Annotated in this window: 9 protein-coding genes; 1 reads left to right on the top strand and 8 read right to left on the bottom strand. The window is 41.1% G+C overall.

All coding sequences use genetic code 11. The features are described 5' to 3' along the window. Positions 1 to 227: 227 nt before the first annotated feature. The gene (gene miaE / locus ACH784_RS06465; RefSeq protein ID WP_404394362.1) at positions 228 to 986 is read right to left on the bottom strand and encodes a tRNA isopentenyl-2-thiomethyl-A-37 hydroxylase MiaE; all 759 of its coding nucleotides are present in this window, start codon (positions 984 to 986) and stop codon (positions 228 to 230) included. A gap of 231 nt (positions 987 to 1,217) precedes the next feature. Here miaE and ACH784_RS06460 point away from each other — a divergent pair, with 231 nt between their 5' ends. Beyond that, entirely contained in the window at positions 1,218 to 1,817 is a 600-nt protein-coding gene (locus ACH784_RS06460; protein WP_349286235.1) for a Yip1 family protein, read from the top strand. A gap of 94 nt (positions 1,818 to 1,911) precedes the next feature. Here the strand turns inward: ACH784_RS06460 and purF are convergent, their stop codons facing one another. The 7 genes from purF to ACH784_RS06425 form a co-directional block, all read right to left on the bottom strand. Then, the gene (gene purF, locus ACH784_RS06455; RefSeq protein ID WP_404394359.1) at positions 1,912 to 3,438 is read right to left on the bottom strand and encodes an amidophosphoribosyltransferase; all 1,527 of its coding nucleotides are present in this window, start codon (positions 3,436 to 3,438) and stop codon (positions 1,912 to 1,914) included. Positions 3,439 to 3,470: 32 nt separating this feature from the next. Continuing rightward, positions 3,471 to 3,965: a CvpA family protein gene (locus ACH784_RS06450; RefSeq protein ID WP_404394357.1), complete on the bottom strand. Its 495-nt coding sequence runs from the start codon at positions 3,963 to 3,965 to the stop codon at positions 3,471 to 3,473. Positions 3,966 to 4,026: 61 nt separating this feature from the next. Continuing rightward, a complete protein-coding gene (locus ACH784_RS06445) occupies positions 4,027 to 4,698 on the bottom strand; it encodes an SPOR domain-containing protein (protein WP_404394354.1) in 672 nt (223 codons plus the stop codon). Positions 4,699 to 4,709: 11 nt separating this feature from the next. Then, entirely contained in the window at positions 4,710 to 5,972 is a 1,263-nt protein-coding gene (gene folC / locus ACH784_RS06440; RefSeq protein WP_404394351.1) for a bifunctional tetrahydrofolate synthase/dihydrofolate synthase, read from the bottom strand. Between the two features lie 23 nt (positions 5,973 to 5,995). After that, entirely contained in the window at positions 5,996 to 6,877 is an 882-nt protein-coding gene (gene accD / locus ACH784_RS06435; protein WP_404394349.1) for an acetyl-CoA carboxylase, carboxyltransferase subunit beta, read from the bottom strand. Positions 6,878 to 7,041: 164 nt separating this feature from the next. Then, entirely contained in the window at positions 7,042 to 7,839 is a 798-nt protein-coding gene (gene truA, locus ACH784_RS06430; RefSeq protein WP_404394347.1) for a tRNA pseudouridine(38-40) synthase TruA, read from the bottom strand. A gap of 121 nt (positions 7,840 to 7,960) precedes the next feature. Further along, a complete protein-coding gene (locus tag ACH784_RS06425; protein WP_404394345.1) occupies positions 7,961 to 13,921 on the bottom strand; it encodes a FimV/HubP family polar landmark protein in 5,961 nt (1,986 codons plus the stop codon). Positions 13,922 to 14,054: the final 133 nt, after the last annotated feature.

Here is a 14,054-nt window from a genome sequence, read left to right as displayed (position 1 = left end):
AAACAAGGTTAATCACCGAACTCCATCGAACTCATGCGCTAATTACTTAAACACCATTCATTGGTATCAACATAAGTTCATTTACATATTTACATTAGCACACAAACCAAATAGTGCTCCAGCTAACAAAGCTTCTTTAGAAAATATACTTCAACTTAATTTAGAGCGCTTGTTTAATAAAAAAAAGGCACCCTAGGTGCCTTAACTTTTGAAGAAAGAAGCGTGTCTTAGAGGTGAGTTGGCGCACCTGAGTGAAACTTGAAGTCCTCATCTGGAGAGGAAATTAATTCGGCTTCTACCTCACCGAAAAATGCGACACGTTCAGTAATATCAAACTCACTAATTTCTTGCGCTAACTTTAAATAATCTTGATAGTGTCGAGCTTCTGAGCGCAGTAAAGACACATAAAAGTCACCTAAACGTTTATCAACATGGGGAGCAAGCTTAGCGAACCTTTCGCACGAACGGGCTTCGATATAAGCACCCACTATCAGTTTATCTACCAACGCATCTGGCTCATAGGTTTTTACATTACGCAGCATGCCTTTGGCATAGCGGCATGGCGTGATGCTTTGGTATTCAATACCGTATTCATCCATAATTTCAAGCACTTGATAAAAATGGTGTAACTCTTCTTTTATTAAGATCACCATTTTATCAATTAAGTCTTGGCCATAAGGCGTATTAGATTTTGGGATCATTGATTTAGTGAGTTTATTTTTATCAGCCAACTCACGCCAGTCTCCCTCACGCTTATAAATAAGTGTTTCAAATGGCTTCAACCATTCAAGCAATGCGTCACCACTTTCTTTATCTACTGCATATTTGCGAATTAAAAACATCGCCGACTGTGCCGCTTTTAATTCACAGATCAGGTGATCAATTAAAATAACAGGTAGATTTTTAGGGTCTTTTGCGGCTTCAATCCAACTATTTGGGGTTTCACATTGTAAGAATTGATTTATTGGCTCTAAAAGCTTATCCAAGGCTGACTCTCAAATTGGCGCTAATTAAAATTGCTGCGAATTATATCACAAAACAGACTTAAGCTAATGCCTTGGATCAAGGGTTGATTATTGCGTTCAAAGTATTCAAAACATTTCAATTAGACGAAAGTTTAACCATTTCTTGACAAAGAAATGCTTCTTACGCATAAATAACTATGAAAGATGTATAAAAAACACACACCCTTTGCCAAATTCTGATAAGGAGGCCTTATGATTTTAAATCATTTATGGGGCTTGTACGCTCACCCACTCGAAGAGTGGCAAACCATAGATAACCGTCATGAGAGCATGAAGTATAGTCTGTCACACATTGCGCTGATTGCGTTAATTCCAAGTATTATGGGATACATTTCTTCTGTACACATCGGCTGGCGTATTGGTACGTCTGATGTCGCCTTTTTAACTCACGAAAGCGCACTGTTGATTGGTGTCGCTATGTATTTCGCACTCATTATGGGTGTCTTTGCTCTCGCCTATTTGGCACATTGGATGGCAGTAACATTCGGGGCTAAGCCAACCTATACGCAAACTTTAGAGCTCGCAGCTTATACAGCCACGCCGTTGTTTATGTCAGCCGTGTCAGCAGTGTTTCCTGAACTATGGTTTGTAGTGACTGTTGGTATGGCTGCGCTGGCCTACTCTGTTTATCTACTATACACAGGTGTGCCGATTTTGATGCATATTCCTGAAGAACGCGGTTTTATCTACGCCAGCTCTGTGGTGACCTGCGGATTGGTGTTAATTGTAATTATTATGGCGGGTACGGCAATTTTATGGACGAATGGCATAATTAGCCCTACCTTTAGTTAGGGCGCTCTGTTGAGTCCCTAAATTTTTGCTTTTATCCAAAAGTTAAAAGGAGCGAATAATCGCTCCTTTTTTATATGCTTTGTTGAAGGAGTAATTACTCGCCTTCTGACTCGTCTTGGTTATGTAATTCAAGTGAAGCCGACATTGCCTTTTCACGCGTTGATTTCGCAGAGTCATTACGCAATGCATCAATACGGTTTAAGTATTCTTGGTTAATATCACCTGTGATGTATTGACCATCAAATACTGACGTTTCGAATTCTGTCACGCTTGGGTTTTCTTGACTTACCGCTGCGATTAAGTCTTCAATCGATTGATAGATTAAACCATCAGAACCGATACTTTCATTGATATCATCAACTTCACGACCATGCGCGATTAGCTCTGCAGCAGATGGCATATCGATACCATATACATTCGGGAAGCGAACTTCTGGCGCAGCTGAAGCGAAGTATACGTTTTTAGCACCGGCTTCACGTGCCATTTCAACGATCTGGGCTGATGTTGTACCACGTACAATTGAGTCATCAACTAGTAGCACGTTTTTGCCTTCGAATTCTCTGTCAATCGCGTTTAATTTGCGGCGTACAGATTTTTTACGCATTTCTTGACCAGGCATGATGAAAGTACGGCCGATATAGCGGTTTTTAACAAAGCCTTGACGATACGGCTTGTCTAATACTCTGGCAATCTCAAGCGCAACATCACATGATGTTTCAGGAATTGGAATAACTACGTCGATGTCTTTATCAGCCCATTCACGCGCAATCTTCTCACCTAATTTAGTACCCATGTTTACACGTGTTGCGTAAACCGACATTTTATCAATAACAGAATCAGGACGTGCAAAATAAACAAACTCGAAAATACATGGTGCATGTTTCGTCTTAGCAGCACACATTTGCGAGAATAGTTGCCCGTCTTCAGTCACATAAATAGCTTCACCAGGCTCAACATCACGTACAAATTCAAAACCATCGGCTTTTAGTGCAACGCTTTCAGAAGCGAACATATATTCAACGCCATTTTCAGTTTCACGCTTACCGTAAACTAAAGGACGAATACCATTCGGATCACGGAAAGCCACAATGCCGTGGCCGATGATCATGGCAATGCTTGCGTAACCACCAACAACGAGTTCATTCACATTTGAAATCGCGCTAAACATATCTTCAGCTTCAAGCTTTAACTTGCCTGACTTGCACAGTTGGTGCGCTAAGATATTCAGTAAGATTTCAGAATCTGATGTCGTGTTTACATGACGGCGAGCTTGACTAAATAGTAACTCTTTTAGATCTTCAGCATTGGTGAGGTTGCCATTATGCGCTAAGGCAATACCAAAAGGAGAGTTAACATAGAATGGCTGTGCTTCTGCAGAACTTGAAGAGCCTGCAGTTGGGTAACGCACGTGGCCGATACCAATATTGCCTTGAAGGCGCTTCATATGGCGGGTATGAAACACATCTTTAACAAGTCCATTCGCTTTTCTTAAGCTAAATGTATTGTTGTCGATAGTGATGATGCCTGCTGCATCTTGCCCACGGTGTTGCAAAACAGTTAAGCCGTCATACAAAGCCTGATTAACAGGAGATGTTGCGACTATACCAACGATACCACACATTAAATTTTTCCTCGCCGATTAACGGTTTCCGATTAACGGTTCACTGAATTTAAAAAGCTGGAGTTATGTTCTAGATAGGAAAAAAACCATTCTATAACAAAGCTAAATTCAGGGATTAAAGTAGAGGCTGTCCACCAAGGTGCATCTGGTGCACCGGTAAACGCATCCAGAAAAAACAGTAAGGCGCTTACGACTAACACGCCTCGAAGTGCACCAAACACAATACCTACGATACGGTCGGTGCCTGACAAGCCAGTGCGCTGCACAAGTTCTGACAGAATGTAATTAACAAGCCCACCCAACAGTATGGTCGCAAAAAATAATATGGCAATTGCGGCCGCATTTCTTAAAAGGGGTTCTGAAATGGAAGTTAGGAAGGTTGCTAGATATTGATAAAATAAACTAGATATAAAGAATGCGCTGATCCAGACAACCAATGACATTGCTTCTTTTACAAAGCCTCGCATTAGTCCGAATAAGGTGGAAAGACCAACTATACCGAGAATCGCGTAATCAACCCAGTTCATAATAACCAACAAGTCGTTAATTTGGGGCGCATTCTATAAGAGCCATGGGTCAATTACCAGATCATTTTGTTATATTGAATTGGGTTAACCTACCTTTTAGGCCTGTCAACTTTTCTAATTCAGGTAACTTAGCCTCTAAATCAGCTTTGTCTAACTGAGGGCCTACAAACACTTTTGTCAGTTCGCCATTAGGTGTTTTAACTGGCCTTGTGAATGCGGTAAAGCCTGCTTTTTTTAGCTTTTTCATCAATGCTTCGACATTGGCTTTATGTGAAAAGCTTCCCAACTGAATAACATAGGCCATACTGGTTAAGTTAGATGTTTCAGGCCTTTTTAAAGGCTCAGCTTTTACAGCTTCGACTTCTGGTTGGGTTGTTGCCTGTTCTGCTACCTGTGCCGTTTGAGTAGCCACTTGCTCGGCAACATCTTCGGATGGTGCTTCTAATGTGTCTTGTGTCGTCATCTGATCGGTTGTTTGCGCTTCGGTATATTCTCCAGCGTCAATTGCAACTTCGTCGTAAATCGTCTCAGGCTTTATTTCTGGTGCAAGTGCTGCCTTTGCATCAATATCTTGCTTTATCTCAATAGTGGTAAACTCAGGACGTTCTGGGATAGCTTTAAAGCCGTCTTTGAAATGAACTTTTTCACCATCAAGAATGTTCGGTATAAAAATGATGGCGGCAACCACCACTATACTGGTACCCACTAAACGGTTTAAAAATCCTGAGTTCACAACTTATCTCTCTATTTTTGCCAATATTGAATTGCTTCAGCCACAGTGAAAAATGAACCAAACACTATCATGGCTGTGCTGTCATCTAATTCTTTTAATTGGCTATCGAGAGCCAACTTTACAGAATCGAACTTTAGCGCGTTTTGCTGATGGGCTTGAGGCAACAATGGCAGTAAATTGCTCGCCTTTTCAGCACGTGGCCCTTCTAAGGATGCCAAAGACCAAAAATCAACGAGTTCAGACACTTCATTGATTACACTGGCTTTATCTTTATCAGCAAGCATAGCGATTAATGCATGTATTTTAAAGCCTTGCTGCTTTAACTCTAATAACTTTTGTTTTAGATAACGAGCTGACTCTGGGTTATGCGCCACATCTGTGAAGACTTTTGGCGAGTCACAGAGCTTTTGAAAGCGCCCCTCAACTTTTAAGTCAGCTAAACATTTTTCAATCACAGCTAACTCAGGGAGCAACTCTAAACGCGCCAGTAAAGTAAGCGCCGTTGCGACATTTTGCGCTGGAATACTCGGCTTTTGAAACTCACACTCATACGAGTTATAACGCCAAATAAACGAGGATTGTTTTGGCTCGAAGAAAAAGTCTCGTTTAGACAGAATTAACTCAGCTGATATTTCATCGCCATACTCTGTCACTGTATGTGGAATATTTAGATCACCCACTACCGCAGGTGTATCTGCACGGAAAATACCTGCTTTATCATAGCCAACTAATTCACGCGTATCGCCTAAGTACTCTTTATGGTCAAGGTCGATGGTTGTAATAACGCTGGCAATCGGCTCGACAATATTTGTAGCATCAAAACGACCGCCTAAGCCCACTTCAAGCAAGACATAATCGACTTCACAGCGTTTAAAAATAGCCAGAGCGCCTAGCGTACCAAATTCAAAATAAGTCAGTGGCGTTTCACCTCTGCCCTTTTCAAGCAGATCAAAAGCATCAACATGGTATTGGTCATCTAATTCTTTACCATTTACACGAACACGCTCGTTATAACGAATTAAATGTGGAGAAGCATAGGTACCTACCGAATAACCCTGAGCGAGCAACAAGCTTTCTAAGCAACGTGCTGTGGTGCCTTTACCGTTAGTACCAGCAATCATGATGATTTTTGAAGAAGAGTTGAGAAGATTAACCGAGTCGGCAACTTGTTTGATGCGCTCCAAGCCCATTTCGATATTGGCAGGATGAACACGCTCTAAATAACAAAGCCAATCATCAAGGCTTGATGATTGGCAAGGTATATTTTGTGACATAAAAACAGCTTAAATTAAAAAATTTACGCTACTCTATGCTCTTGTTCAGTAGATGGCAAGTCCATAAACTTCGCTAAGTTACGTGCTAGTGTGTCACGCATTTCACGACGATCAACAATCATGTCGATTGCACCATGCTCTAGTAAGAATTCTGAACGTTGGAAACCTTCAGGTAATGTTTCACGAACAGTTTGCTCGATAACACGTGGGCCTGCGAAACCGATAAGCGCTTTAGGCTCAGCAACATTGATATCACCTAGCATAGCCAGTGAAGCAGATACACCACCCATTGTTGGGTCGGTCATTACTGAGATAAATGGTAAGCCTTTTTCACTCATTTTAGCCAGTGCCGCACTTGTTTTAGCCATTTGCATCAATGACATAAGTGCTTCTTGCATACGTGCACCGCCTGACGCAGAGAAACATACTAATGGCATGTTGTGCTCTAAACACTCATTTACAGCATCAACAAAACGCGCACCCACTACCGACGCCATTGAACCACCCATGAAAGAGAATTCAAAAGCAACCGCTGCAATCGGCATACCCTTAAGGCGGCCCGTCATCGCAACTAGTGCATCTTTTTCACCACTGACTTTTTGTGCGGCAGTAATTCTGTCTGAGTACTTTTTAGAATCTTTAAACTTAAGCACATCTTTTGGCTCGTGCTCAATACCAATCTCTTTACGATCAGCATCATCTAAAAACATTTCAAGGCGCTGACGAGCGCTAATACGCATGTGGTGGTCACACTTAGGACATACGTTGTGTGACTTTTCTAATTCTGCTTTATACAAAATTGCATCACATGATGAACATTTTGCCCAAACGCCTTCTGGGACTTCTTTTTTGTTATTACCTGATGATTTGGTGGTTCTAGGTAAGATTTTTTCTAACCAACTCATTTGCAATTCTCTTATGCTAATTCTGTGTTGTGACGTCTGTATTCATTCAGACAAACTGAAGTCATTAAACCATGATTTATTAGACAAAGGTATAAAAAACTGGTCGTATAAGTCTTAAATAAGCCGCCATAATTCATTAACTAACCCAAGCTTTCGCTTTAAAATTACGCAATTTCAGTATCTGGTAAGAATAAAGGACCAAGCGGTGTTGACGGTATTTGCCATTTCTCAGGATAATCAACATCTACCAAATATAAACCATTTGGTTTCGCTGTTGCGCTTGCTTGAGTTCTGTCTTTAAGTGCCAATAATTCAGCCATCCATTCAGGTGGATATTTACCTGTACCAATGTCGATTAGCGTACCGGTAATGTTTCTCACCATATGGTGCAAAAAGGCATTGGCTTTCACATCAATAATCACAAAGTTACCGACGCGTTCAACATTTAAATGCAGCATTTTTCTAAATGGCGTATTCGATTGACAGTGTACCGCTCTAAAAGAAGTGAAGTCTTGCTCACCTAACATAACTGGACAAGCTGCTTGCATCAGTTTTTCATCAAGAGGATGATGGTAATGCGTTACACCGCTTCTTAAGATACCTGGACGATATGGGTTGTTGTAAATAACATAGCGGTAACGGCGCGCTGTCGCGCTAAAACGTGCATGAAACTCATCATCAACCACATGTGCAAATTGAATGGCAATATCATCAGGTAATTGCGAATTAGCACCTAATGTAAAAGCACTCATATCGCGGGCTGAATGCGTATCAAAATGTACTACTTGGCCTGTAGCATGAACACCCGCATCTGTTCGGCCTGCACAAACTACTTCTACTTCATGGTTACAAATGCGAGACAATACAGTTTCTAACTCTTGTTGAATACTGTTTACATGAGATTGCCTTTGCCAACCACTATATTGAGCGCCGTTATATTCGATACCAAGTGCTACACGCATGAATTTATTACCTCTGTCTAGACTAGCGCAGCATTCTAAGCCATCACGAGATTGAATTAAAGAAAGAACTGAATACAGAAAAAAATAAAGGAGGTATTCACCTCCTTTATTTTAAAATTGCCTAAGCTTGTAGCTTATCTCTTAAAGACGCGGCTTCGGCTTGAACTGATTCTGGCCCGCTATTTATAACCTCTTCAATAATAGCAAGTGCACTTTCGCTATCATCGATTTCAATATAAGCGCGAGCTAAATCTAATTTTGCTGAAAAACCATCTGCTTCCAAATCAACATCAGGGGCATTTTCACCGGCGAGAAGATCTTCAAAGTCACCAAGTCCTACATCCATATTAGCTTCTTGGTACGGCTCTTCTTCGCTTTCAAACTCATCACTCTGTGCAATTAGGTCATCAATATCTAGATACTCTTCAACATCAATGTCGTTATTGTCTGTTTCAACTTCAACTTCTGAAGACAATGCTGCAATATCATTATTAAGCTCTTCGTTTAATAATGTATCGAAATTAAGCTCAACATCGTCCAGTGAATCAGTATCAATTGGCTCAGGTTCCGCAAGATCATTTAGTAAAGCATCGAAATCTGTGTCAGAAATTTCTGACATAAACTGATCTTCAATCGCCGCTTCATCAATTGCTAAATCAACATCCTGTTCATCTTCATCAGCTAAGCTGTTTAACTCATCTAAGAATGCATCAGGTGATAAGGCATCAGACTCAGGTAAAGAATCTAAATTTTCGCCAGCTGCTTCAAAGTTATCAACGGTAACTGAGTCTTCATCAGTAACAGGCTGCGCCTCTTCAATCGTCTGTTCAGAACTATCAACTTGATAATTTTGTTCAAATTCAGCTGCGTCTAAAGCATCTTCTTCGCTAAACTCAGGAAGATCTTCAATCTCTACTTCATCTTCGAGCGACTGTTGTTCAACGTCGTTTTCTAATTCGTTGTCTGCCGCTGGCTCTTCAATTGAATCAACAAATGTTTTTTCTAACTCTTCATGCTCTGAATCAAGTGCACTTAGGGCCGACTCTTCATCAAATTCAGGGATGTTTTCAACATCGAATTCATCTTCTTCGAATGGCTGTTCATCAACGTCGGTTTCAGACTCGCTTTCTAACTCGTTGTCTACTGCTGGTTCTTCGAGTAAAGCTTCAGGTTCTTCAGTTGAATCATCGCCTGTTTTTGCTAATTCTTGCTGCTCTGAATCAAGTGCATCTAGGGCCGACTCTTCATCAAATTCAGGCATGTTTTCAACATCGAATTCATCTTCTTCGAATGGCTGTTCATCAAAGTCGGTTTCAGACTCGCTTTCTAACTCGTTGTCTACTGCTGGCTCTTCGACTAAAGCTTCAGGTTCTTCAGTTGAATCATCGCCTGTTGTTGCTAACTCTTCCTGCTCTGAATCAAGTGCATCTAGGACAGACTCTTCATCAAATTCAGGCATGTTTTCAACATCGAATTCATCTTCTTCGAATGGCTGTTCATCAACGCCGTTTTCAGACTCGCTTTCTAACTCGTTGTCTGCTGCTGACTCTTCAACTAAAGCTTCAGGTTCTTCAGTTGAATCATCGCCTGTTGTTGCTAATTCTTCATACTCTGAATCAAGTGCACCTAGGGCCGAATCTTCATCAAATTCAGGCATGTTTTCAACATCGAATTCATCTTCTTCGAATGGCTGTTCATCAACGCCGTTTTCAGACTCGCTTTCTAACTCGTTGTCTGCTGCTGGTTCTTCGAGTAAAGCTTCAGGTTCTTCAGTTGAATCATCGCCTGTTGTTGCTAATTCTTCCTGCTCTGAATCAAGTGCATCTAGGGTCGAATCTTCATCAAATTCAGGCATGTTTTCAACATCGAATTCATCTTCTTCGAATGGCTGTTCATCAACGCCGTTTTCAGACTCGCTTTCTAACTCGTTGTCTACAGCTGGTTCTTCGAGTAAAGCTTCAGGTTCTTCAGTTGAATCATCGCCTGTTTTTACTAATTCTTCCTGCTCTGAATCAAGTGCATCTAGGTCCGACTCTTCATCAAATTCAGGAAAATCTTCAATTACTGGCTCACTCAATTCTTGTGCCAAATCAGAATCAGATAATTCGCCTACTTCAGGCTCTTCGTCTAAGCCAGGGACATCATCAAATGACAACTCATCATCTGTGAGCAGATCGTCAAAATCGTCCTCTAAAGTTTCATCTGATGCATTACCCGTCTCTAAAGCTTGCGATAACTCTTGCTCTGTTGCGCTAATATTTAGTACATCTTCGTCAAGTTCTTCATCTAAATCTAATTCTGGATAACTCTCTAATTCTGCACTTGGAGTTACTGTGTCAATTTCAGGCAGTTCTTCTTCTGAGGCTAGGTCAATATCATCTGATAAAGGATCATCACCTAAATCAACCTCACCCTCAAACTCATCCTCAGTTCCCCAATCTTCATCAGACTCAAGTTCTTCGAGCATTTCATCAACGCTCTTAAGAGGCTCTTGAGGTGCTTGATTATCAAACTCACTCGGGATTTCTTCATCTAACTCTGCGGATGCTTGTTGATTCATTGCGTTCAACTCATCAACAATGCTTTGTTCAATAGATTTAGGCTCTACTTCACTTTCTGCATCTTCTATTTCAACACCAGCTTCTGACTCAACAGCTTCTTCTAGTAAATCATCTTCAAGCAGATCATCTAAGTCATCAAGTGCGATATCTTCAGATTCATCAGGCGTTATTTCTGCAGCCTCTGCAGCAGGTTCTTCTTGAACTTCAGCTAAAAGCTCGTCGCTTGATTCTGGTTCATCAATCAAGTCTTCAATGTCAGTATCAAGTGAATCTTCTGACTCAACAGCTTCATCTAGTAAATCATCTTCAAGCAGGTCATCTAAGTCATCAAGTGCGATATCTTCAGATTCATCAGGCGTTATTTCTGCAGCAGGTTCGGCAGCAGGTTCTTCTTGAACTTCAGCTAAAAGCTCGTCGCTTGATTCTGGTTCATCAATCAAGTCTTCAATGTCAGTATCAAGTGAATCTTCTGACTCAACAGCTTCTTCTAGTAAATCATCTTCAAGCAGATCATCTAAGTCATCAAGTGCGATATCTTCAGATTCATCAGGTGTTATTTCTGCAGCCTTTGCAGCAGGTTCTTCTTGAAGTTCAGCTAAAAGCTCATCGCTTGATTCTGGTTCATCAATCAAGTCTTCAATATCAGTATCAAGTGAATCTTCTGACTCAACAGCTTCATCTAGTAAATCATCTTCAAGCAGGTCATCTAAGTCATCAAGTGCGATATCTTCAGATTCATCAGCCGTTATTTCTGCAGGTTCGGCAGCAGGTTCGTCTTGAAGTTCATCTAATAGCTCATCGCTTGATTCTGGTTCATCAATCAAGTCTTCAATATCAGTAGCAAGTGAATCTTCTGACTCAACAGCTTCATCTAGTAAATTATCTTCAAGCAGGTCATCTAAGTCATCAAGTGCGATATCTTCAGATTCATCAGCCGTTATTTCTGCAGGTTCGGCAGCAGGTTCGTCTTGAAGTTCATCTAATAGCTCATCGCTTGATTCTGGTTCATCAATTAAATTTTCAATGTCAGTATCAAGTGAATCTTCTGACTCAACAACTTCTTCTAGCAAATCATCTTCAAGCAGGTCATCTAAGTTATCAAGTGCGATGTCTTCAGGTTCAACTGACGTTGTTTCTACAGGCCCTGCAGCAGGTTCTTCTTGAAGTTCAGCTAAAAGCTCATCGCTTGATTCTGGTTCATCAATCAAGTCTTCAATGTCAGTATCAAGTGAATCTTCTGACTCAACAGCTTCATCTAGTAAATCATCTTCGAGCAGGTCATCTAAGTCGTCAAGTGCGATATCTTCAGATTCATCAGCCGTTATTTCTGCAGGTTCGGCAGCAGGTTCTTCTTGAAGTTCATCTAATAGCTCGTCGCTTGACTCTGATTCATCGATTAAATCTTCAATGTCAGCATCCAGCGTACCTTCTGACTCAACAGCTTCTTCTAATAAATCATCTTCAAGCAGATCATCTAAGTCATCAAGTGCGATGTCTTCAGGTTCAACTGGCGTTGTTTCTTCAGGTTCGGCAGCAGCTTCTTCTTGAAGTTCATCTATTAGCTCGTCGCTTGACTCTGATTCATCGATTAAATCTTCAATGTCAGTATCTAGAAGCGTGTCCGGTTGAGAATCATCTTGCGTTGTCTCCTCAATTAGCGAGTCAATGTCATCTAAATCAAAACCATCTTCTTCTAATAATTCATCTTCATTTACTGACTGTTCTTGTGGTTGCTCAAGTAAGTCATCAATGTCATCCGCATCAACATCTTCAGAATTAACATCATCAACTAAGCTATCAATATCATCTTCATCTAAAAGCTGTGCATCATCACTCGCCTGCTCACTGCCTGTTTCCGTTGAGCCACCGACTTCATCGAGTAAGTCGTCAATATTATCAATATCAAAATCATCATCGTCATTGATTTCGACTGCTGGCTCATCGTTCTGCGCAACTTCATCAAGCAGGTTATCTATATCATCCAGATCAAAGTCATCATCTGCTCCTTCAGGACTTTCATCCTTTGGGGGTTGTTCAGAAACCTCGTCTATTAAACTGTCAATATCATCTAGATCAAAATCATCATCTTCAACTGATGGTTCAGTTCCAGATGCTTCATCTAAGATGGAATCAATATCAACATCTTCTTGCTGCTCAGTCGCTAGCTCTTCACTTAATGCGGCAAGTGCATCATCGCTAACATCTAGCTCATCATCCGACGAGTCATCTGATTCATTAAATAAGTCGTCTAAATCATCTGAGCTTAGGATATCGTCGCTATTTGCATCGGTACCACTGTCAAGATCAACCATGTCGTCTAGTGAGTCATCTGCATCAAAGTTTTGCTGCAAGAAATCGTCCAGATCATCACCATCCGAACCATCATCAAATGACATATCATCACCAAGCAAACTGTCTAGTTCGTCTTGATCTAAAGCATCATTTCCGGCTTCAAAACTATCATCCTCTAAAGAGTCGAACATCATGTCATCATCTTCAGGCAAGATATCGTCGTCTAACTGCACACTGTCTTCTACTGGCATGCTGCTATCTAAAGGCGGAACATCTAAATCGAGCGGATCAGCCGCTGCTGCACCTGCGACTCCCGCAGCTGCGCCAGCGCCTGCTGCTGGCGCTTGTGGTAGGAAATCATCTTCGTCATCAGTATTATTAGCATTCTTACGTTTACGCAAGAACATCACTAATCCACCAATCACTAATAAAGCCGGTAAAGTTGCCAACAGCCCAATCATCACTGGGTTTGAGAGTAAGTCAGCACTTTGCTCTTCTTGCTGCTGTGCTCTTTGGCGTTCAATCAAGGCATTTTGAAGTTCTATAACCGACTGAAGCTGTTGCTGAATTTCAGAATCCTGACCAAGTTGGTTACGTACGTTTTGCAACTCTTCAGAAATGTTTGTTAGCTGGCCTTTCAGCTTGTTGTTTTCTTCTAGTATTTCTTCAACACTGCGAACTGAATTTTTAAATTGTGATTGTAGCTCCTGCAACTTAGCATCTTGCTCCATTTGCAAAGATTTCAATTGCGAAGTCAGTTGTTGCTGCGCGTTATCGACATCAATTTTACGCGCTTGGGTTACTTTCTTTTGTGCTTCTTCAATCGTCTGGTTGTCGAGCATGCCGCTCTTTTTTAACTCCCAGAGGTCATCATCTTGATCTGAACGCTGCTTTGCCATAGCCGGGTTTTCACGACGCATTTCAGCAATAGTAGGGATTTTCAGATATGCGCCATCGCGCATGTGATTTAGATTTTTGTCTAAAAAAGCATTGGGATTTTTACGATAAAGTGCGCTCATTACCTGATAAACAGTCACAGAGCCATCATCGGGTCTTATTTTTTGCGCGATTCGCCACAAGGTATCCGAAGGTTTTATTGGCCCAATTGAGCGACCCATTTGACCATAATCGGCATTCTTAGGGCCTTTTAAAATAGTACCGTCTTGTGTGTAGGCAGGTATGGTTATCAATGCAAATGCAAAGAAACAAATAAACACTAAACCGCGCATGTTGATCCTTTAGATATCATGTCCAACATTGTGCTAAACATTAAAATATTGCTAATGGTAGCTTTTGCAAGCTCTATTCCAACTGCAAACTATAAACCAGTTACAAGGGAATATCTATGACAAAGCTTTGATA

Source organism: Pseudoalteromonas phenolica (genome assembly GCF_044788725.1).
Taxonomy (GTDB): domain Bacteria; phylum Pseudomonadota; class Gammaproteobacteria; order Enterobacterales; family Alteromonadaceae; genus Pseudoalteromonas; species Pseudoalteromonas phenolica_C.
The sequence above is the reverse complement of the archived record's forward strand: the minus strand, read 5'-3'. Positions and strand labels throughout refer to the sequence as shown.

Excerpts from the sequence above, each read along its gene's own strand:
- ACH784_RS06460 (WP_349286235.1), top strand. The coding sequence starts at position 1,218 with ATGATTTTAAATCATTTATGGGGCTTGTACGCTCACCCACTCGAAGAG.
- purF (WP_404394359.1), bottom strand. The coding sequence starts at position 3,438 with ATGTGTGGTATCGTTGGTATAGTCGCAACATCTCCTGTTAATCAGGCT.
- ACH784_RS06450 (WP_404394357.1), bottom strand. The coding sequence starts at position 3,965 with ATGAACTGGGTTGATTACGCGATTCTCGGTATAGTTGGTCTTTCCACC.
- folC (WP_404394351.1), bottom strand. The coding sequence starts at position 5,972 with ATGTCACAAAATATACCTTGCCAATCATCAAGCCTTGATGATTGGCTT.
- accD (WP_404394349.1), bottom strand. The coding sequence starts at position 6,877 with ATGAGTTGGTTAGAAAAAATCTTACCTAGAACCACCAAATCATCAGGT.
- truA (WP_404394347.1), bottom strand. The coding sequence starts at position 7,839 with ATGCGTGTAGCACTTGGTATCGAATATAACGGCGCTCAATATAGTGGT.
- ACH784_RS06425 (WP_404394345.1), bottom strand. The coding sequence starts at position 13,921 with ATGCGCGGTTTAGTGTTTATTTGTTTCTTTGCATTTGCATTGATAACC.